This is a genomic window from Sulfurimonas sp. HSL1-2, from assembly GCF_039645565.1.
Taxonomy (GTDB): Bacteria; Campylobacterota; Campylobacteria; order Campylobacterales; family Sulfurimonadaceae; genus Thiomicrolovo; species Thiomicrolovo zhangzhouensis.
On record NZ_CP147914.1, the window covers coordinates 2,486,988 to 2,510,352 of the forward strand.

The 23,365-nt window shown below is 58.1% G+C and carries 25 protein-coding genes; 10 read left to right on the plus strand and 15 right to left on the minus strand.

Features of this window, described 5'->3' with window-relative positions:
* Positions 1–29: 29 nt before the first annotated feature.
* The 12 genes from cobA to WCX18_RS12765 all read right to left on the minus strand — a co-directional run bounded on the left by cobA (position 30) and on the right by WCX18_RS12765 (position 12,089).
* Entirely contained in the window at positions 30–1,337 is a 1,308-nt protein-coding gene (gene cobA / locus WCX18_RS12710; protein ID WP_345988407.1) for a uroporphyrinogen-III C-methyltransferase, read from the minus strand.
* Entirely contained in the window at positions 1,306–2,652 is a 1,347-nt protein-coding gene (locus WCX18_RS12715) for an aminotransferase class V-fold PLP-dependent enzyme (RefSeq protein WP_345988409.1), read from the minus strand. The genes cobA and WCX18_RS12715 overlap by 32 nt, the downstream gene beginning before the upstream one ends.
* The gene (locus WCX18_RS12720; RefSeq protein ID WP_345988411.1) at positions 2,621–4,204 is read right to left on the minus strand and encodes a nitrite/sulfite reductase; all 1,584 of its coding nucleotides are present in this window, start codon (positions 4,202–4,204) and stop codon (positions 2,621–2,623) included. Before WCX18_RS12720 ends, WCX18_RS12715 begins: the two co-directional genes overlap by 32 nt.
* 10 nt (positions 4,205–4,214) lie before the next feature.
* The gene (cysN, locus tag WCX18_RS12725) at positions 4,215–5,621 is read right to left on the minus strand and encodes a sulfate adenylyltransferase subunit CysN (protein ID WP_345988413.1); all 1,407 of its coding nucleotides are present in this window, start codon (positions 5,619–5,621) and stop codon (positions 4,215–4,217) included.
* On the minus strand, positions 5,621–6,532 hold the full coding sequence (gene cysD, locus WCX18_RS12730) for a sulfate adenylyltransferase subunit CysD (protein WP_345988415.1): 912 nt from the start codon (positions 6,530–6,532) through the stop codon (positions 5,621–5,623). Before cysD ends, cysN begins: the two co-directional genes overlap by 1 nt.
* Before the next feature lie 3 nt (positions 6,533–6,535).
* Positions 6,536–7,240 carry a phosphoadenylyl-sulfate reductase gene (locus WCX18_RS12735; RefSeq protein ID WP_345988417.1) on the minus strand — a complete coding sequence of 235 codons (705 nt, stop codon included), beginning with the start codon at positions 7,238–7,240 and terminating at the stop codon, positions 6,536–6,538.
* 8 nt (positions 7,241–7,248) lie between these two features.
* A complete protein-coding gene (locus WCX18_RS12740) occupies positions 7,249–7,479 on the minus strand; it encodes a DUF2061 domain-containing protein (RefSeq protein ID WP_345988419.1) in 231 nt (76 codons plus the stop codon).
* A gap of 58 nt (positions 7,480–7,537) precedes the next feature.
* Positions 7,538–8,473 carry a cysteine synthase A gene (gene cysK / locus WCX18_RS12745; protein ID WP_345988421.1) on the minus strand — a complete coding sequence of 312 codons (936 nt, stop codon included), beginning with the start codon at positions 8,471–8,473 and terminating at the stop codon, positions 7,538–7,540.
* A 37-nt stretch (positions 8,474–8,510) separates the two neighbouring features.
* The gene (locus tag WCX18_RS12750; RefSeq protein WP_345988422.1) at positions 8,511–8,954 is read right to left on the minus strand and encodes a DUF4395 family protein; all 444 of its coding nucleotides are present in this window, start codon (positions 8,952–8,954) and stop codon (positions 8,511–8,513) included.
* 385 nt (positions 8,955–9,339) lie between these two features.
* Positions 9,340–10,641 (minus strand): nickel-dependent hydrogenase large subunit, encoded by a 1,302-nt coding sequence (locus WCX18_RS12755; protein WP_345988424.1) that lies wholly within the window; start codon positions 10,639–10,641, stop codon positions 9,340–9,342.
* Positions 10,631–11,524 (minus strand): hydrogenase, encoded by an 894-nt coding sequence (locus WCX18_RS12760; RefSeq protein WP_345988426.1) that lies wholly within the window; start codon positions 11,522–11,524, stop codon positions 10,631–10,633. The genes WCX18_RS12755 and WCX18_RS12760 overlap by 11 nt, the downstream gene beginning before the upstream one ends.
* Positions 11,505–12,089, minus strand: coding sequence for a TetR/AcrR family transcriptional regulator (locus WCX18_RS12765; protein WP_345988428.1), 585 nt, complete (start codon positions 12,087–12,089; stop codon positions 11,505–11,507). The genes WCX18_RS12760 and WCX18_RS12765 overlap by 20 nt, the downstream gene beginning before the upstream one ends.
* A gap of 123 nt (positions 12,090–12,212) precedes the next feature.
* Here WCX18_RS12765 and hisF point away from each other — a divergent pair, with 123 nt between their 5' ends.
* From hisF to WCX18_RS12790, 5 genes are read left to right on the plus strand one after another with little or no spacing between them, the layout of a single operon-like run.
* Complete coding sequence (gene hisF, locus WCX18_RS12770) at positions 12,213–12,971, plus strand: imidazole glycerol phosphate synthase subunit HisF (protein ID WP_345985510.1); 759 nt, start codon at positions 12,213–12,215, stop codon at positions 12,969–12,971.
* A gap of 1 nt (position 12,972) precedes the next feature.
* On the plus strand, positions 12,973–13,227 hold the full coding sequence (locus tag WCX18_RS12775; RefSeq protein WP_345988430.1) for a DUF2164 domain-containing protein: 255 nt from the start codon (positions 12,973–12,975) through the stop codon (positions 13,225–13,227).
* 14 nt (positions 13,228–13,241) lie between these two features.
* A complete protein-coding gene (locus WCX18_RS12780; protein WP_345988432.1) occupies positions 13,242–13,781 on the plus strand; it encodes a purine-nucleoside phosphorylase in 540 nt (179 codons plus the stop codon).
* On the plus strand, positions 13,778–14,863 hold the full coding sequence (gene rlmN / locus WCX18_RS12785) for a 23S rRNA (adenine(2503)-C(2))-methyltransferase RlmN (RefSeq protein ID WP_345988433.1): 1,086 nt from the start codon (positions 13,778–13,780) through the stop codon (positions 14,861–14,863). Before WCX18_RS12780 ends, rlmN begins: the two co-directional genes overlap by 4 nt.
* A complete protein-coding gene (locus WCX18_RS12790; protein WP_231019505.1) occupies positions 14,860–14,958 on the plus strand; it encodes a hypothetical protein in 99 nt (32 codons plus the stop codon). The genes rlmN and WCX18_RS12790 overlap by 4 nt, the downstream gene beginning before the upstream one ends.
* A 9-nt stretch (positions 14,959–14,967) precedes the next feature.
* Here the strand turns inward: WCX18_RS12790 and WCX18_RS12795 are convergent, their stop codons facing one another.
* Positions 14,968–15,348, minus strand: a complete 381-nt coding sequence (locus tag WCX18_RS12795; RefSeq protein ID WP_345988435.1) for a hypothetical protein — start codon at positions 15,346–15,348, stop codon at positions 14,968–14,970.
* Between the two features lie 356 nt (positions 15,349–15,704).
* On the opposite strand from WCX18_RS12795, the gene WCX18_RS12800 reads away from it, so the two are divergent.
* Both WCX18_RS12800 and WCX18_RS12805 read left to right on the plus strand, forming a co-directional pair.
* Positions 15,705–15,893 carry a hypothetical protein gene (locus WCX18_RS12800; protein WP_345988437.1) on the plus strand — a complete coding sequence of 63 codons (189 nt, stop codon included), beginning with the start codon at positions 15,705–15,707 and terminating at the stop codon, positions 15,891–15,893.
* A gap of 293 nt (positions 15,894–16,186) precedes the next feature.
* A complete protein-coding gene (locus tag WCX18_RS12805; protein ID WP_345988439.1) occupies positions 16,187–17,908 on the plus strand; it encodes a lysophospholipid acyltransferase family protein in 1,722 nt (573 codons plus the stop codon).
* A 22-nt stretch (positions 17,909–17,930) separates the two neighbouring features.
* Here the strand turns inward: WCX18_RS12805 and WCX18_RS12810 are convergent, their stop codons facing one another.
* Positions 17,931–18,839 carry an RluA family pseudouridine synthase gene (locus WCX18_RS12810; protein ID WP_345988441.1) on the minus strand — a complete coding sequence of 303 codons (909 nt, stop codon included), beginning with the start codon at positions 18,837–18,839 and terminating at the stop codon, positions 17,931–17,933.
* Between the two features lie 126 nt (positions 18,840–18,965).
* On the opposite strand from WCX18_RS12810, the gene purB reads away from it, so the two are divergent.
* The 3 genes from purB (at position 18,966) to WCX18_RS12825 (ending at position 23,183) form a co-directional block, all read left to right on the plus strand.
* On the plus strand, positions 18,966–20,297 hold the full coding sequence (purB, locus tag WCX18_RS12815) for an adenylosuccinate lyase (RefSeq protein ID WP_345988443.1): 1,332 nt from the start codon (positions 18,966–18,968) through the stop codon (positions 20,295–20,297).
* A 148-nt stretch (positions 20,298–20,445) separates the two neighbouring features.
* A complete protein-coding gene (locus WCX18_RS12820; RefSeq protein WP_345988445.1) occupies positions 20,446–22,812 on the plus strand; it encodes a ribonucleoside-diphosphate reductase subunit alpha in 2,367 nt (788 codons plus the stop codon).
* Complete coding sequence (locus WCX18_RS12825; RefSeq protein WP_345988447.1) at positions 22,809–23,183, plus strand: hypothetical protein; 375 nt, start codon at positions 22,809–22,811, stop codon at positions 23,181–23,183. The genes WCX18_RS12820 and WCX18_RS12825 overlap by 4 nt, the downstream gene beginning before the upstream one ends.
* Here the strand turns inward: WCX18_RS12825 and WCX18_RS12830 are convergent, their stop codons facing one another.
* Positions 23,184–23,342 (minus strand): hypothetical protein, encoded by a 159-nt coding sequence (locus tag WCX18_RS12830; RefSeq protein WP_345988449.1) that lies wholly within the window; start codon positions 23,340–23,342, stop codon positions 23,184–23,186. It lies immediately after the preceding gene.
* Positions 23,343–23,365 lie beyond the last annotated feature (23 nt).

Here is a 23,365-nt window from a genome sequence, read left to right on the forward strand (position 1 = left end):
AGGCCCTGCCGTACGGCATTCCCGCCGGGTCAGGCGACGTGCGCTTCTTCGGGCACCATTTTCTCTAAAGCCTCCGGATAGCCCGGCAGAAGCGCCTGAAGCGCCACGACACTGCCGAAAACGATGATGGCCGGACCTTCTATCGCCTCGGCGGCTTCGGCAAGTCCGCCGAGGGTCGTCACGCGTGTCTGCTGGTTCGGACGTGTCGCATTGGAGACAATCGCCGTCGGCAATGCCGGATCAAGCCCGCGCGCCAATGCGGCATCGCGTATGGCCCCCGCCAGCGTCAAGCCCATCAGAACCACGGTGGTGTGGCCGGGCAGTCCAAGCAGTCCGATCCACGACAGCTCCGTCCCTCCCCCTTCCACATGGGCCGACACGACCGAAAAGCCGGAGGCATGCCCCCGGGCGGTCACGGGGATGCCCGCCCCCGCCGGTCCCGCGACTGCGGATGATACGCCCGGCACCACACTGACGCGGAAGCCTTTTTCGGCCAGGTAGGTTGCCTCCTCCGCCCCGCGTCCGAAGATATAGGGGTCGCCGCTTTTCAACCTGGCAACGCTGCACCCCTTCTCCGCATACTGCACGATCATCTGGTTGATCTCATCCTGCGTACGGCTGTGGCACCCCTTACGCTTGCCCACATAGATCTTAATGCTCTTTGTCGGGATCAGTGCCAGGATCTCCTCGCTGATCAGATGATCATACAGGACAACATCAGCCTCTTTTATAATATGGTACGCCTTGAGCGTCAACAGTTCCACATCCCCGGGACCGCACCCTACCAGGGAGACGCCGGCGAGCAGACGGCCGGCTGCTTTGCGCGTCGCAACGGCATCGACCATCCCCCCGGAACGTTCACCGGCTTTCTCCCGTGCGAGCTGTTCAAGCTGCAGCGGCAGCACGCGCCGTATCTTGTCCCGGACACACTGCGTCAGCGTCGGGCTCGCCCCGTCACTCGAGACGGCGATCTTGAGCGGCCCGTAGTGCAGTAGGGAAGCGAAGTAGAAGTCACACAGCGACGGGACGTCGACAACGTTAAGTAAAAAGCCCCTTGCAGCTTTCAGATCGGTCAGCATCTTCGTCACGGCGTTGTTGCCGGTAGCGTCAATGACCACCGATGCCCTCTTCAAATCGCCTGCTGTCACTTTTTTGCGTAACACTCTGTGCAAAGGCACTCCTGCAAAGCCGGCATGGACGGAGGGTGCAATCACCGTCGCCACAATCCCGTTGGCCGCCAGGACTTCCGCTTTGTGCAGCCCCACTTTTCCCGCACCGACGAGGACGACCCCGCCCTCCTTCGGTTTAAGCAGTACCGGAAGCGATGCCGTTTTCATGTTTCTCTCCCAAACTCCGAACTGTTTTTCGGATCGATGCAAGCAGGTAGTCGATATCGGCGATCTCCTGCGAATAGTGAATGCTGATGCGCACCCATCCCGGGCGTGTCTCCAGCTCCGCATCATCCGGCAGCCCGAGCAGGTCGTGCCCGTATGGGCCCGCGCACGAACAGCCCGCACGGGTCTGGACCCCCCACGTTTCCGAGAGCCCGGCGCACAGTGCATACGGGTCGATCCCCTCTATATTGAAAGAGACGATCCCCAGGTTCTCTTTTTCAAGGTCCCCGTATACCGTACAGCCCGGAACCGCCGTCAGCCCGGAGAGCAGATAGTCCGTCAGCTGCTTTTTGCGGTTTTTGATCCAGGCAAACCCCAGTTCGTTGCGCAGCTGGTAGGCGAGCGCGGCGCGGATGAGCTGCAGGATCCCCGGCGTCCCCGCATCCTCACGGGCCTCCTTCTCGCCGATGAAACGGTGCTCGCTGCGGTTCACGTACGTCACGGTACCCCCGCCGGCGAACGTCGGCGCGACCTCCTCGTCGATGAACGACTTCCGTATGACCAGCAGCCCGCACGATCCCGGCCCCCCGAGCAGCTTGTGCGGGGAGAGGAACATGGCGTCGTAGAGTTTGCTGGGCACGTTCATATACGGCGACGATGCGGCCGCGTCGAAACAGACCATGGCACCGTAACGGCGCAGCAGACGCGAGATGTGCTGATAGGGGGTGATGATCCCCGTCACGTTCGACGCGATGCAGAACGCCCCGATCACCTCCCGGTGGCGGTTCGCCTTCAGCAGCATCTCCATGTACTCCAGGTCGATCTCCCCCTCGGCGTTGAAGCCGATGCGCACGGTGTCGCAGATCCCTTCGCGGTAGCTGATCTCGTTCGAGTGGTGCTCGTAGGGGCCGACGATGACCAGCGGCCGCTTCTGGGGCCGTACCCGCACGATGCAGCGCTTTCGCGTCGCGGGCGGGATATAGACCCCCAGGATCTCCTGCAGGCGCTTGATCGCCGACGTCGCACCGCAGCCGCAGGGCAGGACAGCGAAGGCGTCGTCCAGTCCCAGCAGCGTTTTGAGCTGCTCCCGGGCCCCGCTGTAATAGTGTTCCGTCACCGCCGCCATCGACGCCTCTTTGGAATGGGTGTTCGCATAGGTCTCCAGGACCTCCCGCAGCCGGGACTCGATCGGTTCGAACGCCAGCCCCGACGCGGTGTAGTCAAAATAGTGTCTCTTGTGGCGGCCGATGGTCTGCTCTCCCACGAAGGTCTTGCGGTTCCCCCGCTTAAGCAACGGCCGAAATAGCGCTTGTGTCATAAGCCTGCTCCCGTAAAAATGCTCCGAATGTTTCGTACCCGCTGTCCAGATACTGCAGCAGCAGGCGTTCTATGATCCCGGCCGCCTCTTCGGGCGCCACCTTGATGCCGCTCTTTTCGCCGAACGCACTGCGTTCCCCCTCCAGGTGGCCGCCGAAGATCAGCTCGAAACCGCTGATCCGCCGCTCCCCGCGCTTGAGCACCGTCCCGACGAACCCGATGTCGACGATGTGCGGATGCGCACAGGCGTTCGGACAGCCGTTGACGCTGATCGAGACGGGCTCGGTGAAGTCGGGGAACCGTGCATTCAGGTAGTCGACGATCTCCCGCGCCAGCTCCTTCGTTTCGCTGATGGCGAACTTGCAGAAGTTCAGCCCCGTACACGCCAGCGTTCGCGCTTTGAAAGGGGTCGGGTTGGGCGACAGCCCGGCCAGTTCCAGCTCCCCGGTCATGGCGCCGACCCGGCTCTCGGGGACGTCAAGCACGACGAGGTTCTGCGTCGTCGTGAACTTTGCCCTTTCGGCACGGTGGCGCTGCATCGCCTTGGCCAGCCGCAGCAGCCCGCCCCCGCCGATGCGCCCCGATGTCACGGCACAGCCGATATAGCTCCTGCCCTCGACGCTGCTCGCATGGGCGCCGAAATGGCCCCGCAGGGCGTAGGGCGTATAGGCCTGTACTTGCGGCGGCAGCAGCTCGAATCCCAGCAGCGCATGCAGCTGCGCGACGAAGGCGTCGAGCCCCCAGGCGTCGACAAGGTGCCCCAGACGGGCCTTGGAACGGTTTTCGCGGTTCCCCTCGTCGCGGTACAGGGTCGCCACCGCTTCGGCGATGGGGACGACCTGCTCCGCCGTCGCATACCCGATATGCGAGGCGATGCGCCGGTTCTTTGCCAGCCCGCCCCCGACGCTGACGTCGAAGAGCACGCGGCCCGACGGATGGTCGACCGCCGTAAAGCTCAGGTCCTGTATCTCGTGGGAGATACAGTGGTTGCGGCAGCCGCTGATACCGATCTTGAACTTGCGCGGCAGGTTCGAAAAATCACGGTTGTCGCGGAACAGCGCGTTGACCGCTCTAACCAGCGGGCGCACGTCTGAGACCGCCCCGTGGTCGATGCCGTCCACCGGGCAGCTCACGACGTTGCGCGGGCAGTCGCCCGCGGCCATCTTCGTACTGAGGCCGACATGCTCGAGCAGGGCGAATATCACCGGCAGATGCCGCACCTCGATCCAGTGGAACTGCAGATCCTGGCGCGTCGTGATATCGGCGGTGCTCCGCGCATAGCTGTTTGAGATGTACCCCAGCGTTTTGAGCTGTTCGGTCGTCACCTCTCCCGCCTCGAGCTTGACCCGCAGCATGAAATAGAGCGTCGGGTCCTCCTCGTCCTGGAGGTTCCTGTTCTGGGTGTAAAGCCCATACCATTTGAACCGGTCGATATCGTCGGGATGCAGATCGCTGCCGCTTCGGGCATACTCTGCTATCGCGCCGATGACGTCCAGGCCGTCTTTCTCGCGCTTGATGCGCTCCACGCGCTGCGCTTTCGTTTCGGATACCATGCATCACCCCCTATGCAATCGCTTTGGCTTCCCAGTGCGGGAAGTGTCTGCGTATCAGGGCGTTGAGTTCCACCTCGAACGATGCAGCCGCCGTTTCCGGCAGTGCCTGCTCCTCCGCCGCCGCAACGATCATGCCGGCACCCGACGTGTTGTTACTGACGCGGTCGATCAAAATGAAACTGCCCGTGCAGCGGTTCGCTTCGTACGGATCGAATGCGATCGGGGCCCCCAGGGCGAGCCGCACCCGTGCGATCCCATTGAGCCCGAGGGCGGATGCTTCATGCTCTGTAAGGGTGTTGACATCGTACTGGTGGTCGATCGCCTCCACCCGTGCAGCCACCGTTGTCGCCGCGCGCTTGAGCGTGTAGGTCCTGCCGATCTCGAGCGGCGTCTCGTCCATCCAGACCAGCTCCGCAATGAGCTTCCCGGCAAGCGCGATCTCGGCGTCGCCGCCGATGAGGATGTCGCCGCGGCTGATGTCGATCTCGTCTTCAAGGGTCAGCGTTACGGCGTTGTCCGCCTCTGCGACCGCCAGTTCGCCGTCATAGGTGACGATCGAATGCACCCGCGACCGCTTGCCCGACGGCACTACCCTGACGGTGTCGCCCTTGCGGATCGATCCGGAGGCCACGGTCCCGGCAAAGCCGCGGAAGTCGGAGTTCGGCCGGTTAACGTACTGCACCGGGAACCGGAAAGGCGCCCCGTCGACCTGCGTGTCCAGTTCAGCCGTCTCAAGCAGTTCGAGCAGCGTCGCGCCCTCGTACCACGGCATGCGTGCCGAACGTTCCACGACGTTGTCCCCCTCCAGCGCCGAGAGCGGGATCACCGACACCTCGGCGATGTCCAGGCCCGCCGCGAAGGCCATATACTCCTGCCGGATCGCTTCGAAGCGCCCCTCGGAGCAATCGACGAGGTCCATCTTGTTCACCGCGACGATCACCCGGGTGATCCCCAGCAGCCGTACAATGAATGAATGGCGCCGTGTCTGCGTCTGGATACCGTAACGGGCGTCGATCAGGATGATCGCCAGGTCGGCGGTCGACGCGCCCGTCGCCATGTTCCGCGTGTACTGCTCATGCCCCGGGGTGTCGGCAATGATGAACTTGCGCTTGTCGGTGGCAAAGTAGCGGTACGCGACGTCGATGGTAATCCCCTGCTCGCGTTCGCTCTGCAGGCCGTCGACGAGCAGGGCCAGGTCGACCCGCTCGCCCGTCGTTCCGGACTTGCGGCTCTCCTTCGTGATCGCCGCGAGCTGGTCTTCGAAGATCATCTTCGTATCGTGCAGCAGGCGGCCGATGAGGGTGCTTTTCCCGTCGTCCACGCTGCCGCAGGTGATGAACCGGAGCAGCTCCTTGTTTTCGTGTTCACGCAGGTAGCGCTCGATGTCCGAGGCTATCAGTCTCTCTTGTGCTTCCATTAGAAATATCCTTCCATTTTCTTCTTCTCCATGGAACCGGCCTGATCGCTGTCGATCACCCGCCCCTGGCGTTCGCTGGTCTTCGCCAGCAGCATCTCCTGAATGATCTCCGGCAGCGTCGTCGCCGTCGAAGCGACCGCGCCGGTCAGCGGGTAGCAGCCGAGCGTCCGGAAGCGCACGCTCTCCAGGCGGGGTTCTTCCCCCTCCTGCAGCGGCATCCGGTCGTCGTCGACCATGATTTTCACGCCGTCGCGCTCCACGACGGGGCGCTCCTGCGCAAAATAGAGCGGGACGATGGGAATCTGTTCAAGGTAGATGTACTGCCAGATATCCAGCTCCGTCCAGTTCGACAGCGGGAAGACCCGGATGCTCTCGCCCCTGCGGATACTGCCGTTGTAGACGTTCCACAGTTCGGGGCGCTGGTTTTTCGGGTCCCAGCGGTGATTCGCGTCGCGGAAGGAGTAGATCCGCTCCTTCGCGCGGCTCTTCTCCTCGTCGCGGCGCGCGCCGCCGAAGACGGCATCGAACCCGTACTTCTCAAGCGCCTGCTTCAGCCCCTCGGTCTTCATCACGTCCGTGTGTACCGCGCTGCCGTGGGTAAAGGGGCCGATGCCGCGGGCAACGCCCTCTTCGTTGACGTGGACCAGCAGCTCCAGCCCCAGCGCGTCGATCCGGCTGTCGCGGAACGCAATCATCTCCCTGAACTTCCAGGTCGTATCCACATGCAGCAGCGGGAAAGGCAGCTTGGCCGGGTAAAACGCCTTGAGCGCCAGGTGCAGCATCACCGAAGAGTCCTTCCCGATGCTGTAGAGCATGGCCGGGTTGTCGAACTCGGCTGCGACTTCGCGCATGATGTGGATCGCCTCTGCCTCCAGTTTCCTCAGGTGGGTGCGACGTTGTCTGTCAATCATTGTTTACTCCTTTCGGTGCAGTCCGCACTCTTTGTGTTCGGGTGACTCCCACCACCAGCGTCCCGAGCGGATATCGTCGCCCGGGACGACGGCCCGGGTACACGGCGCACAGCCGATACTCGGGTACCCGTGGTCGTGCAGCCGGTTGTAGGGCACGCCGTTGGCCTGGAGATGCGCCCACACTTCCGCTTCGCTCCATTCGATGAGCGGGTTGAGTTTCAGCAGGCCGTTGGCCTCGTCGTGTTCGACCAGGCGCATCGACTCGCGGGTCGGGGACTGCTCCCGCCGCAGCCCCGTGATCCAGACCTCCATCCCCTGAAGCGCGCGTTTCAACGGCGCGATTTTCCGGGCATGGCAGCAGCGTTTTCGGTTGTCGACGCTGTCGTAAAAGCCGTTGATCCCCTGCGCTTTGTAGAGCACCTCCACATCGGTGGGGTCGGGGAAATAGACGTCGATGTTCATCCCGTACTTCTGGTTCGTTCTGTCCATGACGTCGTAGGTCTCATACGGCAGCCGGCCCGTGTCGATCGTAAAAACCCCGATCTGCTCGCGGTGCGGCTGCAGCAGATGCGTCAGCACCTGGTCCTCCGCCCCGAAACTCGATGCCAGCGCGATCTGTCCGCCGTACTGCTGCGCGAAATACGCCAGCACCTCATCGGCGCTGCTTCCCGCCAGACGGCGGTTCAATGTTTCAATGTGCTTTTGCATGCGATCTCCTAAATCTGATAATCGTCGCCGGTCGGCCGGTGTAGGCCGATGCCGACCCTCGTCCAGGCCCGCTCGTGCAGGTAGTACAGGACCATTTTCGTGAAGACCTCGATCGAACCGATCGAGGCGGCCATCGCCAGGCTGCCCGTAATCAGGAACGAGATCACCATCGTGTCCAGGGTGCCGACGGCGCGCCAGGAGAGGGTTTTCACCGCACTCCGATAGGCTTTTTCTTGCATAATGTCACCACGCTTTTCGTGGGGCCGTCGTATATCGGCCCTTCTGTTGTTATCGCCGCTACTCGGCTTCCGCAATGTCATACAGCGGCGTCGAGAGATAGCGCTCGCCGGTATCGCACAGCATCGTCACGATCATCTTTCCCCGGTTCTCCCGCCGGGCCGCCACCCTGCGGGCGGCAAGCACGTTCGCGCCTGAAGAGATACCCACAAGCAGCCCTTCGTCACGCGCCAGCTTCCGCGACGACGCCATGGCCTCGTCGTTGCCCACGGTCAATACCTCGCCGTAGGCCCAGGTGTCGAGTACCTTGGGCACGAAACCTGCCCCGATCCCCTGGATTTTGTGCGGCCCGGGCTGGCCGCCGGATAGGACCGCCGAGTCCTCGGGTTCCACCGCGATGATCTCGATGTTCGGGTTGTACGCTTTAAGGATCGATCCCACCCCGGTGATCGTACCGCCGGTGCCCACGGCGGCGACGAAGATATCGACCTTCCCGGCGGTGTCCCGCCAGATCTCCTCCGCCGTCGTCACCATATGCGCGACCGGATTGGCCGGGTTCTCAAACTGCTGCAGCACCACCCCGTTCTCGATCGTGGCCGCAAGCGTGTTGGCCCGTGCCACCGCGCCGGCCATTCCGGCAGCGGGGTCGGTCAGTTCGAGTTCCGCCCCGAGTGCCAAGAGCAGTTTCCGGCGCTCGATGCTCATGGAGCTCGGCATCGTAAGGATCAGCTTCAGACCCAGCCCCGCCGCGATCGACGCGAGCGCGATTCCCGTATTGCCGCTGGTCGGCTCGATGATCACACTCTGTTTATTCAAAAGGCCGCTCTCCAGCGCCCGCGTAATCATGTTCTTCCCGATACGGTCCTTGACCGACCCCGAAGGGTTCATGAACTCACACTTGCCCAGCAGCGTCGTTTCCGTTTCGTTCGAAGCGTTATTCAGCTTCACCAGCGGCGTGTTGCCGATCAGTTCCGTCACATTGTTTGCGTAATGCATGCCGTCTCCTTCTTAAAATACGGATTGTTGTTCGGGCCTACAGCGCCACGACCTCGATCTCATGCCGTTTCAGCCAGCGGTAGAGAGCGCACCCCATACAGCTGTCATCCACCGCTTCGGCCGCCGTCCAGATCGCGAACCCGCCGGCGAGCAGTCCTGCGGCGTTGGTGTAACCCGCCAGGTCCGTACCGAGCGTTCCCAGTATCACGCCGAACTTGATTCCGTCGGCGAAACGTTTTTCCGCCGCGTCGGCCCCGCGTCGCGCAAAACGAATGAATCGCGTTGCGGCGCGCGCACCAAGCGCGAACGGGCTTATCCACTGCGTAACATGCAGCAGCAGGACATAATCAAACGCCGTCAGGAAAAGCCATGCCGTGTGGCCGGTATGCAGGTAAGCGGACACGGCTACCGCAACGATGGCCGCCCGCACGCGGGTCTGGTTCGCATCACTGCCGTAGGATTGCGTTGCATAAACCTTCATTCCAATCTCCTTTCTTTGACCGGGGCAGTTACCACTGCCGGACCGGTCGCATAATGTCATTCGGATTCCCTTTCCGACAGATGCTGTCAATGCATCCATTTCGGGAAAACCGTTTGGGACGAAAAAACTATAAATGAATATTCATTCAGTGTCAAGAACACCTCATATACTTTCAAATTCAACAGGAATGACATATCTTCAGAAGTCCGAAAATCAGGGCTTTGAGAGGGATTTTTTTGTATGAAGTTTATACTATAGTATTATAGTATGGTTACTATTGTTTAGAGAGTGAAAAATGGAAGAATTGCGGAATTTATTATCTATTTTTATAATATTTATGTGGTTATATTATTGGAAGTGCCCCTCTGCGCCGCCCGGCCGCAGCTCAGTGCGTCGTACAGACCGAACAGACATCAAAACTGCGGAAAATGAACGTCGCTTCGGCGATATCCACAGCGCCGACCATCGCCTTTTGCGCGGGTGCGGGATCGGACATCACAGAACTGCCGAGGTTCCACTGTGTGGGCGTGATGATCCCGTATTCGGCAATGACCCCCTTCACCAGGCGCATGCGGTGGATCAGGGGCCCGCGCGGCGCTTCGACAATGCCCTCCCCCGCCGCAGTGACGCGTTCAAGCGCCACCGGCGGTATATAGGAGGGCTCGGAGAGCTCCATATGCTCCAACAGCTTCCGTGCGCGCTGCAGCAGCAGGGCCGTTTCATAGACCCTGGCCATCACGCGCGTATAGACGCTGTCCTTGTAGCGCCGGTGCATGTTTTTGATCAGGGCGTTATCGGCCGCAATCGCCCGGGCGAGCGGCCCGACTTCGTAAAAATGTTTCCCGTAGCGGACGTTGCGGGCATGGCTTATCTCGTCACGGCAGACCGCCGCTTCCGTCGCCACCTGCGATGCATCGGCTTTCATCGGACGGGTGTGCTTCAGCCGAGCCCGCACCGTAAAGCCGTGTTCTCCCAGGACGACGAAGCGGTCGTATGCCATCCCCTTTTTATGCATCCCCGCAGCGATCAGCCCCTTCTCCAGACGCCCGAAATCGCTCTGCAGCGGGTTGAATTCCCGGCAGGAGGCAAAGGTCAGCAGCGTATCCAGGTCGACCCCGGCCGTCTCCTTTTCGAAGAAGGCGATCAGCTCATCAAGCAGTCCGGCCGCCTGGATACGCTCCAGGTGGGTCGGATCGCAGGTGACGCCGCCGGGGATCATGTAGGAGCTGTGGGGCCACTGCCCGGCGAAGAGCGCCAGGATCTTCGTTGCCTGCGCCGCGGCGTAGGCCCCCTTGAGCGGAGCCGGCGCGAGGCCCTCGATGCCCAGTTTCTCCAGTTCGGGCATGATGACGAGGTAGAGCCATTTGAAGTGGTTCTGGATCATCTCGAGCACCAGCGTCAGCTCCCGCAGGCTTTTGGCCTTCCGCGTCAGCTCGACCGGGTAGCCCGCCTCCGCGTACGCCGCCTCGATGGCCCGGACGGTCGCCATCAGGTGGGCATGGCCGCAGATACCGCAGACGCGCGGCGTAATCACCAGGGCATCCGTCGCCTTCCGCCCCTCCAGCATACGCTCCATTCCCCGAAAGTGCGGGAAAGCGATCTCGGCCCAGGTGATTTTGTCCCCCCGGGTATCAAAATAGAGGGAAGCCTCCCCCTCAATGTGTTCAATCAATGCCCTAGTCATCATCGATAAGCCGCTCCTCCAGCCGTTTGATCTTGAAGCTTTTGGCAATACCCGTCATCGTCAGGTAGGCCCGCTTGGAGACCCCGACGGGCACCTCTTCGGGAATCGACATATTCGTTTTCGTTTCAAAGAGGTTTCGCCGCGGGAAGTCGGGCTCGGTACAGCCGAAACAGGGCGTGCCGACACGCATTTTCGAACTGACCCCGTTCCAGAGCGTCCGGTTACACGACGCATGGGTCAACGGCCCGCGGCAGCCGTGCTCGTAGAAGAGGCACCCCTCCTTGCGCCCGAACTGCTCCACATCCACTTTCCACTCGAAATACTCATTGCGGAGGCAGCCGTCGTGTGCCATGTGGCGGTAGAGCGCCGTCGGCCGTCCCAGGTCGTCGACCGCGACGGGGCGCCCGTCCGCGATACTCATCAGCGCATATCCCAGCCACTCTGGGTGCACGGGACAGCCGGAGAGGTTGATGACCTTGCCGACCCGCCCGCGCAGGGGTCCGTCGGGATGCTCCCCTGAAAAGGCCAGGCCGCTGTTGCGCTCCGGCGCCGATGCTTTGAAGATGCCGCCGAAGCTGGCACAGCTGCCCGCCGCGATGATGTGACCGGCTTCGCCGGCATAATGCCCCACAAGCTGTTTCAGTGTCGTCCCGGCCCGCTCCATCTCCGGATCGAACGCGCCTTCAAACACGAGGACGTTACAGCCGCGTTTGCAGCGCGCGATCTCCGCCAGGCTCTGGGTACAGGGGAGCAGCGGGTGGTAGAGCACCTCGAAACGTTCCAGGAGCTGCGGCAGATAGGGAAGGTTCAAAAAGGAGTGGGTGTTGCCGTTGCAGGTGACGCCCTGCAGCCAGATCAGCGTCGGCTTATACAGTCTTGAGTGCACGGTAGATATTCTCCGCGATGGAGGCCTCGTAGTGGCTCAACGGCTCGGGGAGAATCTTTTCGCCGAAGAGAAAGACCATTCCCCCCAGGTAGCCCATGAAAAGGCCGAAAGCGCTGAAGAAGTCCTGGTCGCGGAGTTCGCCCCCGGCGACACCGTCGTCAAAGAAGATCATCATCTCCGTAATAAAAGGCGAGACGCAGACCATCCCTTCGCACGACTCTCCGAACACCTCGCGGTTGGAGAGGTATATCCGGAGAAAATACTCGATCATCTCCGGGCGTTCGGTCGCCATCGTGAAATAGAAGGTCACGATCGCCCTGATCTTATCCTTTGCACTGCCCTCTCCTTCGTTGATCTCGCGGATATGTTTGCCGAGGTACTCGGAAATGTAGAGGATCAGCTCCTTGGCCAGGATATCCTTCGAGCTGAAGTAGTTGTAAAAATTCCCGACGCTCATCCCGACTTTTGCCGCGATATCGGGGATGGTCGTCACATAGAAGCCCTTCTCCGCAAACAGCTTCAGTGCCGTTGAAATAATGTTCTCTTTACGTTCTGCTTTGCTCACACGCGCCACGGCACCCTCTTTAAAAATAGTTATTGCTCCTCTAATGGTAGCACAAACAGCGAATAGCCATTCACATTAAGATGCATTACCCTATAATTTTATACCTTTAATGAAAGCGAACGCATGGACTATTTCGCCAAACGTATCATCCCCTGCCTCGACGTCAAGGACGGCCGCGTCGTCAAAGGGGTCAACTTCGTCGGACTCAAAGACGCGGGCGACCCGGTGGAGATCGCCAAACGCTACAACGAAGAGGGTGCGGACGAACTGACCTTCCTCGACATCACCGCGTCGCACGAAGAGCGCGACACCATCGTCCATATCGTCGAACAGGTCGCCAAAGAGGTCTTCATCCCGCTGACCGTCGGCGGGGGGATCCGGAAACTCGACGACATCTACAAGCTGCTCAACGTCGGCTGCGACAAGGTGAGCGTCAACTCCGCCGCGGTCAAACGCCCCGACCTCATCAACGAAGGGGCCAAACGGTTCGGTTCGCAGTGCATCGTCGTCGCCATCGACGTGAAAAAGACAGGGGACCGTTACCACGTCTACCTCAACGGCGGCCGCATCGATACGGGCATTGACGCCGTCGAGTGGGCCAAAGAGGCCGTCGACCGGGGCGCCGGCGAGATCCTCCTCACCTCCATGGACACTGACGGCACCAAGGCGGGCTTCGACATTCCCATTACCGAGCAGATCAGTTCCCTCGTCAACGTCCCGGTCATCGCCAGCGGCGGTGCGGGGACGATGGGCCATATCAAAGAGGCCTTCGAACACGGTGCGGATGCGGCCCTGGCGGCCAGTATCTTTCACTTCAAAGAGATCGACATCATGGAGCTCAAGCACTATCTCCAGGATAACGGCATCCCGGTACGGCTCTGAGATGTCTGAGATCATTACCTTCTCCCCGGAAGAGAAGGCGGTTATGGTCGAAAAGATGAAAGCCTATTTTGCACGTGAACTCGACCAGGAGATCGGCGGCTTCGACGCGGAGTTCCTGCTGGACTTTTTTGCCGAAGAGATAGGCGTTTATTTTTACAACAAGGGTTTGAACGACGCTCTGGATGAGATGAGGGTTCGGATCGATACGATCGCCGACGATGTCGGCTACACCCTTGAAAAAAATTCACATTCATAGGGGATGCAAGCGCAATGATCATCTGTGCCGGTAATAACGAGACCTTCGACTTTGCGACCCCGATGGGCGTCGGGCTGATCGAGACGACGATGAATATCACCCGCCTCTGCCTCTTCGACAAGCCGGAGTTCCTGCTCTTTGTCGGCACGGCCGGCAGTTACGGTGAGCAGAAGATCTTCGATATCGTCGAATCGAAAACGGCCGCGAACATCGAACTCGCCTTTTTGCAGAACAAAGCCTATACCCCCATCGACAATGTCGTCTCGACCAATACGGAGGGGACCAAAGAGATTATCGTCAACTCCAGCAACTATATTACGACCGACGCCGAACTCGCCAAAGGCTTTCTTCGCTTCGGCATCGGCATTGAAAACATGGAGTTCTTCGCCGTGCTGCGTGTCGCGCAGGAGTTCGGCATCCCCGCCGGCGGCGTCTTCTGCGTCACCAACTACTGCAACGCCGACGCCCACGCCGATTTTGTCGCCAACCATGACAGGGCAAAAGCGCTGCTGGGCGACCATGTCAAACGCCGTATCAAGGAGTTGACAGCATGAGCACACCGAAACCGACCATCATGGACCTCACCAAAGAGGAGCTCGCCCAGGCCGTCAAACCCGCCTTCCGCGCCAAGCAGATCTACGGCTGGATTTATCACAGCTTCGTCGACAGTTTCGACGAGATGGCCAATATCCCCAAAAGCCTGCGTGAAGAGCTGAACGAGCGCTACCTTCTCAACCCGCTCACAATCCTGCGCAAAGAGGAGTCCGCCGACGGAACGATCAAGTACCTTTTCGAACTTCCCGACGGCAAAACGGTCGAAACCGTCTGGCTGAAGATGAAAGAAGCACAGTACAACGAAGACGGCTCCGTCGCCCAGGAGGCCAAGCACACGGTCTGCGTCTCCACCCAGGTCGGCTGCAAGGTCGGCTGCAGCTTCTGTTTGACGGCCAAGGGAGGCTTCACCCGCGACCTCACCCCCGGCGAGATCGTCGCCCAGGTCCTCTCCGTCAAAAAAGATAACGACCACGCCGCGAACCGCCGGGTCAACATCGTCTATATGGGGATGGGGGAACCGCTGGACAACCTCGACAACCTTGCCAAGGCGATCCGGATCCTCAAGGACGAGGACGGGCTCTCCATCTCCGGCAAGCGCCAGACGGTCTCCACCAGCGGCATCAGCACCCGCATCGACAAGCTGGGGCAGATGGACCTCGGCGTGCATATCGCCATCAGCCTCCACGCCGTCGACGACGAACTGCGGACGGAACTGATCCCGATGAACAAGGCGTACAACATCGCCTCCATCATGGATGCCGTGCGCCGCTTCCCCATCGATACGCGTAAGCGCGTCATGTTCGAATACCTCGTCATCAAGGGGAAAAACGACGACATCGCCTCGGCGAAGAAGCTCATCAAGCTGCTGCACGGCATCAAGGCAAAGGTCAACCTCATCTACTTCAACCCCTACCCCGGCAGCGACTACCAGCGCCCCGAGCGCGAAGATATGGTGAAGTTCCAGCAGTACCTGATCGACCACGGACAGCTCTGTACTATCCGCGACTCGAAAGGGATCGACATCAGCGCTGCCTGCGGACAGCTCAAAGAGAAAACAAATGAAGAGAAGGTGAAGATATGACAGGATTGGATATTGTGCAGATCGTTTTTTTGATCGGCGTCGTCCTTGTCGGACTCGGCGGAATCGTCTGGGTCGTCAAAAACGAAAAAAAATAACGTACTTTTCTAGTGCGCCGCTTCGGCAAGCTTCCCGCTCTGCAGGGAAAAACGCCGGGAAGCTTCGCGCTCGCTTCCGTCCTCTTCGGTCAGGGTAGCCGTGACCGTCCACATCCCCTCTGCACGCCCCCAGAGGTAACGATAGTCGTAGACCGAGCCGTTGAGGGCCGGCAGCATAATGGTGTGTTCGCGGTCATCCTGCGGGAACTCGTCCGAATGCCAGTGGAAAACGACCTCGCGATCGCGATCTTTTCGGGGTGTTACAAATGTACACTGGATCTTTTCGACGCCGTCATCGAGCACTTCGCAGTGGACCGTGTCCTCCCCTGCCGACAGCGTCAAAACCGACCCGATAACCGTCACAAGGCCCATACTGACGATTTTATACATATTTTACACCCTCGTTCTGTTTTTTTTTGATGCACAATTATATCCTATCTGTGACGGCGGGACTCCACATCTGGCAAAATGCCTAGCAAAAAAAAATTTAAAAAACCCTAGATTTTTTCCTCCCTTTTTGTTACTATTGCACTTACAATACATACAGCAGTATAAGAATTCATGAAAATCAGCGATTTTGTGTTTCCTAACAGACTGCATGTCGACGGTTCCCCCCAACATGTTTTACCGTCTGTAGCTGTATTGTAGAATTACCGCCGGAAAGTAGTACTATGAAAGCGATTGGATATCTCGTTCTTATCAACAATGCTTACCCAGATACTATTGCATTCAATAAAAGAGTGGCTATGGAAGCCGCAAACCGTTTCAACCCGAATGCCGTCAACTATATTGAGCGTACCTATACGGAACGCCGTTCAGCCTCTGAACTGGCGAAAATGCTCGCCTTCGACAACAATGAGTCACGCGAAGAGATCCTTGCCCGGGTCCGCCGCGAACTCAACGAGTACTGGGAAGGGAAAAGACTGAGCAGCTGATGCTCGTCACCCTTGCAAATCCCCCTCTTTTTTAACTTCACACCCCTTTTTAAAAACGCCTGTTTTTATGCTTTATTCACACATTGTTCAAAGCCGTGAATAACTTCAAAGAACATCACATTTTTGTATTCGATTTTCTTATGAATATTTTGCATTTTCCTTTTACATGTAACAGCATCGTAGCGAAAATGTAATGGCTGTGTAATTTCGGAGACCTATACTGCTTTCCATAAAAATCCGGCATTTCCGCTGCAGCGCATCAGTGCAGTGAATGTGCCACTAGGGAGCATCCCATGCTGAATATCGAAGGCACTCTTCATCAGGAATACCCGCGCTTCTTCCACTACCCTACGGCGGTACGGAAACCGGCGCTCTCTTTTTTGAAGCTGCTGCTTCAGGAAGAGAAGATCAACCATTTTCTTACCGACCACCGCAAAGTGAAAAACCTTGCCTTTATCGACACGGCGCTTGAGCATCTGAATATTTCGTACAAAACGGACCACCACCAGATCCAGAACATTCCGGCAATCGGAAAAGTGATCATCGTCGCCAACCACCCCATGGGCGCCATGGATGCTTTCACGCTGATCAAAATGGTCAGCAGTATCCGCCACGACAAGAAGGTGAAGATCATCGCGAACAAAGTCCTTGCCGCCTTTGACCAGATCAGCGACCTCCTGATCGCCGTCGATACCTTTAACGGCCGTCTGACCAAGGAGAGCATGAAAAAGGTCGACGAAGCGCTCCGTAATGAAGAGGCCGTCATCTTTTTCCCCGCGGGCGAAGTCTCCCGCGCCTACCTCAACGGTATCGTCGACAGCAAGTGGAAGAGCGGATTCATGAAGTTCGCCAAGCGGACACAGAGCCCCATCCTGCCCATCCATATCAAGGCGCGGAACTCCGCCCTCTTCTACGGTGCCTCCTGGCTCTACCGTCCGCTGGCCACCATGCTGCTCGCCAAGGAGATGTTCTCCGCCCGTAACAGCGTCGTTGAATTCACGGTCGGTGAAATGATCGGCATCGATACCATCAACGATATGCCGCTGAGCTACAAGCGCCATGCAAAGCTGATGCGTAAGCATCTCTACAGGGTCGCCAAGGGGCGTAAACCGCTCTACCCGACCCAGCAGTGCATCGCCCACCCCGAACCGCGCCACCTGATCAAAGAGGAGCTCAAACGCGCCCAGCGGATCGGTTCGACCTCGGACAACAAGCATATCTACCTCGCCGACTTCGAAGAGGCGCCAACCCTCCTCAATGAGGTCGGCCGTCTGCGTGAATACAGCTTCCGCAAAGTCGGTGAAGGGAGCGGCCGCAAACGCGACCTCGACCGCTATGACGAATACTACCGTCACCTCATTCTCTGGGATGATGATGCCCTGGAACTCGTCGGGGCCTACCGTATTGCCGACTGTGAATGGATCCTCTCCTGGGGCAGCAAGGATGCCCTCTACCTCAACGAGCTCTGCAGCCTCGGTGATGCATTCGACCCCTACCTGGAAAATGCCATCGAGCTCGGGCGCAGTTTCATCCAGCCGAAATACTGGGGAAGCCGTGCGCTGGACTATCTCTGGCAGGGCATCGGCGCCTACCTGAAACACCACCCCCACATCAGATACATGATCGGGCCGGTCAGTATCAGCGGCAGCTACCCCTCAGCCGCAAAAGAGGCACTGGTCCACTTCTACGGACACTACTTCGGCAGCCGGGACACCCTGGTGACCGCACGCACCCCCTACCGGCTCTCTGCCCTTGCCCTGGAGGATGAAAACGCGCGCTTCTGCGGCGACAACTATGCCGAGGACTTCCGCCGCCTCAAAGAGTACCTGCGGGCCTTCAACGTCACCGTACCGACCCTCTATAAACAGTATGCGGAACTCTGTGAAGAAGACGGGATCACTTTTATGGATTTCGGGATTGATGCGGAATTCAACAACTGTATCGACAGCTATATTCTGGTCGATGTTGCCAAGATCAAAGAGAGTAAACGCAAACGCTATATCGATACTGAGTGAATGTTTCACGTGAAACATTCACTCACTGCATCGCTTCAAACGCCTCAGAAATAAAATCCGTCTTCGACATAAGATCGTAGCGCACACCTTCAAAGGTAAATGCCAGACGGTTTGCATGAAGCAAAAGACGTTTTGCCCCGCTCTTCCCTATCCGCTCTTCGTCGCTGATCCCCTTGTCCAGGAAACGGACGACGTCCTCTTCATTCTGTCCGTAGATAGGATCACCGACGATTGGATGTTTCACGTGAAACAAATGGACGCGGATCTGGTGCTGGCGACCCGTCAGCGGTTTCGCCTCGACGAGGGTCATATCCTGTTCGGGAAAATAGCGCAGGACCTTGATATCCGTACGTGAAGGCTTGCCCTCCACATGCACTTTGACGATCATCCGCACCAGGGCAGAGTCGTCCGGCTGGCGGATCAGGGGGGCGTCGATGACGACATCTTCCTCCATCCGGCCGTGCACCAGGGCCAGATAGCGTTTGTCCATCTCACGGTTTTCAAACATCAGTTTTAGGGTCCGCTCGCTCTCTTTGTCCTTCGCGGCCAATAACAGGCCGCTTGTCTCCTGGTCGATACGGTGCGTGATGTTAGCGTGCGGACCGTAGCGGTGGCGTATTTCATCCACCATACTGTAGGGGGTATGGCGGTTCTGCGGATGGACAAGCACACCGCTCGGTTTGTCAAACAGCGCAAACGATTGCGTTTGAAAAACGGGGTCGAGTCCACGGGAGACCGGTTCAAACATAACACACTGAAACAAACCCTCGATATCGCCGGCGGGATCCCGCATCAGCTCGCCGTCGATAAAGATGCGTCCCTTCGCAATATAACGCTGTGCATCCCGCTGTGTAAAACCGAGTTCACGAATCAAAAAGAGGAAAGCCTTCATGCGTTTTGGGGCAACGAAATCTTTGAGAACGAATGGCAAAATTAAACCCTTTATTAGTGACGCTTGGCTATTATCTACTTTATATAAAAGCGGCATTTTATCACAGGAACGATGTGTCTTTTCCGACGGTTCCGGCTGGTAAATCCGCACAGATGAGGAGCGAGAATGGTTGAACGCTATGCCAGAGAAGAGATGGCATCCAAATGGACGATGCAGGCAAAATATCAGGCCTGGCTCGATGTGGAAAAAGCTGTCGTAAAAGCTTGGAACAAGCTGGGCCTTATTCCCGATGAGGATGCAAAGAAAATCGTAGAGAACGCCGGCTTCAGCGTCGAGCGCATCGATGAGATCGAAAAGGTGACGCGTCATGACCTGATCGCCTTTACCACCTCCGTTTCGGAAACACTCGGGGACGAAAGCCGCTGGTTCCACTACGGCATGACCTCTTCCGACACGATCGACACGGCCGTAGCCCTTCAGATGAAAGACTCCCTTGCCCTGATCATCGACGATGTCAAAATGCTCATGGAGTCCATCAAGAAACGCGCCGAAGAGCACAAGATGACCCTGATGGTCGGACGCTCCCACGGTATCCACGGCGAACCTATCACCTTCGGCCTCGTACTGGCCGTCTGGTACGACGAGATGCACCGCCACCTCAAAAACCTCGAACAGACGATGGAAGTCATCTCCGTCGGCCAGGTCTCCGGTGCGATGGGTAACTTCGCCCATGCCCCGCTGGAACTCGAAGAGTATACCTGTGAAGAGCTCGGCCTCCAGCCGGCACCCGCTTCCAACCAGGTCATCCAGCGCGACCGTTACGCCCGCCTGGCAACCTCCCTCGCCCTGGTGGCGAGCAGCATCGAAAAGTTTGCCGTCCAGGTTCGCCACTGGCAGCGCACGGAAGTGTACGAAGTGGAAGAGTTCTTCGCCAAGGGGCAGAAAGGCTCTTCAGCCATGCCGCACAAGCGCAACCCTATTCTGACTGAGAACATCACCGGTCTGGCACGCATGATCCGCGCCTACTCCATCCCGGCGATGGAGAACGTCTCACTCTGGCATGAGCGCGACATCTCCCACAGCTCGACCGAGCGCTTCTGGCTGCCGGACTCTTTCATCACCTCCGACTTCATGCTGCACCGTATGAATAACGTCATCGCTAACATGGTCGTCTATCCAGAAAACATGATGAGAAACCTGAACCTTACGGGCGGCCTCGTCTTCTCCCAGCGCGTCCTGCTCGAACTCCCCAAACAGGGTGTGAGCCGCGAAGATGCCTACCGCATCGTCCAGCGCAACGCGATGAAAGTATGGGAAGGTCTGCAGCAGGGCAAACCGGCACTTAATGAACAGGGCGAGAGCCTCTATCTTCAGTACCTGCTCGGCGACGAAGAGCTCAGAGCAAGTCTGAGTGAAGAGCAGATCCGTGAATGTTTTAACTACGACTATTATACGAAAAACGTGGATAAAATTTTTGCAAGGGTCTTTAGCAAATAACAATCTAATTCGAATATAATTTCCTTATCTTCCTGGCTCTTTATTGCAAGAGGGTCGATAAGGAATCCATATAAAACAGTGTAGGAAGAGCCTTTTCCTCTTTTCTATCATTTGCATACAAAACACGAACTTTCTGTAAAGGCAAATAATGATCACGATCCTCAAACGAAACGGACGCAGAGAACCGCTTGATATCACGAAAATCCAGAAGTACACTTCCGCAGCGGTCAACGGGCTGACAAATGTGAGCCAGAGCGAACTCGAAGTCGATGCACAGATCCAGTTCCGCGACGGCACCACGTCACGGGAGATTCAGGAGACCCTGATCAAAACCGCTGTCGACAAAATCGATATCGATGCACCAAACTGGACGTTTGTCGCCGCCCGTCTGTTTCTGTTTGACCTTTACCACCGCGTCAACGGTTTTACCGGTTACTGCAAACTGGAAAAGTATTTTGAAAAAGGGGAAAAAGAGGGGCGCATCCTGTTGGGGCTGCGTGCCAAGTATGACCTCGACGACCTCGATGCCTACATTGATCCCGAGCGTGACCTGCAGTTCACCTACCTCGGTATCCGTACCCTCTACGACCGCTACCTGATCAAGGACCGCAACGGTGACCCGATCGAACTGCCACAGCACATGTTCATGGCCGTCTCGATGTTCCTGGCGCAGAACGAGGATAATCCGCAGGAGTGGGCGAAGAAGTTCTACGACATGATCTCCAAGTTCGAGGTCATGATGGCGACCCCTACCCTCTCTAACGCACGGACAACACGCCACCAGCTCAGCTCCTGTTATATCGGTTCCACACCGGATAACATCGAAGGGATCTTCGACAGCTACAAAGAGATGGCCCTGCTTTCCAAGTTCGGCGGCGGGATCGGCTGGGACTGGACGCAGGTCCGCTCCATGGGTTCGTATATCGACGGCCACAAGAATGCCGCCGGCGGCACCGTACCGTTTCTGAAGATCACCAACGACATCGCCATCGCCGTTGACCAGCTGGGGACCCGTAAAGGGGCCATCGCCGTCTACCTGGAACCGTGGCACATGGATATCATCGATTTCCTCGACCTGAAGAAAAACTCCGGCGAGGAGCGCCGCCGCGCGCACGACCTCTTCCCGGCACTCTGGATCAACAATCTCTTCATGAAACGCGTCCAGGAGGACGGTATCTGGACAACCTTCGACCCGCTCGAATGCAAAGAGCTCTCCGAACTCCACGGCGAGGCGTTTGAAAAACGTTATCTTGAACTCGAGCAGGACGAGAGTGTCCTCAAAGAACGCCACAAGGCGAAAGACCTCTGGAAACGTATCCTTACGAGCTATTTTGAAACCGGAAGCCCTTTCCTCTGTTTCAAGGACAATGCTAACAAGGCTAACCCGAACGATCACTACGGCATCATCCGCAGCTCGAATCTCTGTACGGAGATTTTCCAGAACACCCAGCCGAACCACTACCTGATCAAACTCAAGTTTGAAAACGGTGAGTGCCTCACCTACGAGGAGGAGGAGCTCGTAAAGGTCGACAGCGGTATCGAGAAACCGGCCAAGAAGGTCACGGCCCTCGACAGCATCGGCGGACAGCAGATCTACATCGTTGAAAAAGAGAAAGTCGACGGTGCGACGGCTGTGTGTAACCTCGCCTCCGTCAACCTCTCACGCGTCAACACCAAAGAGGATATCGACCGTATCGTTCCGATCGCCGTGCGCGCACTCGACAACGTCATCGACCTCAACTTCTACCCGCTGGAGAAGGTCAAACGCACTAACGCCCGCAGCCGCTCCATCGGTCTGGGCGTTATGGGCGAGGCGCAGATGCTCGCCGAAGCGGGGATCAGCTGGGGCAGCCAGGAACACTTCGACAAGATCGACGAAGTGATGGAAGCCGTCAGCTATAACGCCATCAAGGCGTCATCTAACCTCTCTGTCGAAAAGGGAAGCTACCCAGAGTTCAACGGTTCCAAGTGGAGCCGCGGCATCCTGCCGATGGACCACGCTAACGCCGAAGTGCTCAACCTCGTCGACCGCGGCGGCCTCTTCGCCTCTGCTTACGACTGGGAGAGTCTGCGTGAAACAATCAAAACACAGGGGATGCGCAACGGGTACCTGATGGCGATCGCCCCGACCTCCTCCATCTCCATCCTCACGGGCACGACGCAGACGATCGAGCCGGTCTACAAACGCAAATGGTACGAAGAGAACCTCTCCGGCCTTATCCCGGTCTGTGCGCCGAACCTGAGCCCGGAGACATGGTCGTTTTATACACCTGCGTATGACCTCGACCAGACCATCCTCGTCAAAGCGGCCGCAATCCGCCAGAAGTGGATCGACCAGGGGCAGAGCCTCAACATCTTCATTACCCTCGACAAAGCGAGCGGGAAGTACCTCAACGAGATCTACATGCTCGCCTGGCGCCTGGGGATCAAATCGACCTACTACCTGCGCTCACAGTCGCCGGAAGCGACCAACGACGTCGAAGACCGCTCTATGGAATGTGTGGGCTGCCAGTGAAGCCCCTTTCGACCCCTTCGGCTGCCGCTACCCTTCTAGAGCGCATCATTGACGGCGAAGGGGCCATGCTGCGTTCCCTCGCCCTTAACGGCCCCACCACAGCCACCCTCACCCTCTCCGTCCAGGACAAACACCGCGGTTACGACTGGATCGACATTGTTTTTGAAATCAGCGGCATGAACGATGCCAAACTGGTAGACGACAAACAGCTGGGTTTTATCGATACGGATGAAGGGATTACGGTCGTGTTTGAAAATGGACAATGGGGGTTGGCCGTTGGCCGTTATGGGGGTATGGAAGCGCTCAAAAGCGCTCCACTGTATGTGATCGGCACCTCTTTGAAATACGAAGAGGCACCCTTCAGCGGGTGATCAGGAGATCACCTTTCCTTCGCGACGGCGCCCTTCCCGGCTCCGTTTGACTTCACAGCCTTTGAGTCTGCTGGTCATTTCCTTGGCCTCACGTTCAGTAATCTCGCGGGCTTTCAGTGCATCCTTGATGACGTTGGCGGTCAGATAGACATGCGTCATTTCGTCTCTCCTCTCTTTGCAGT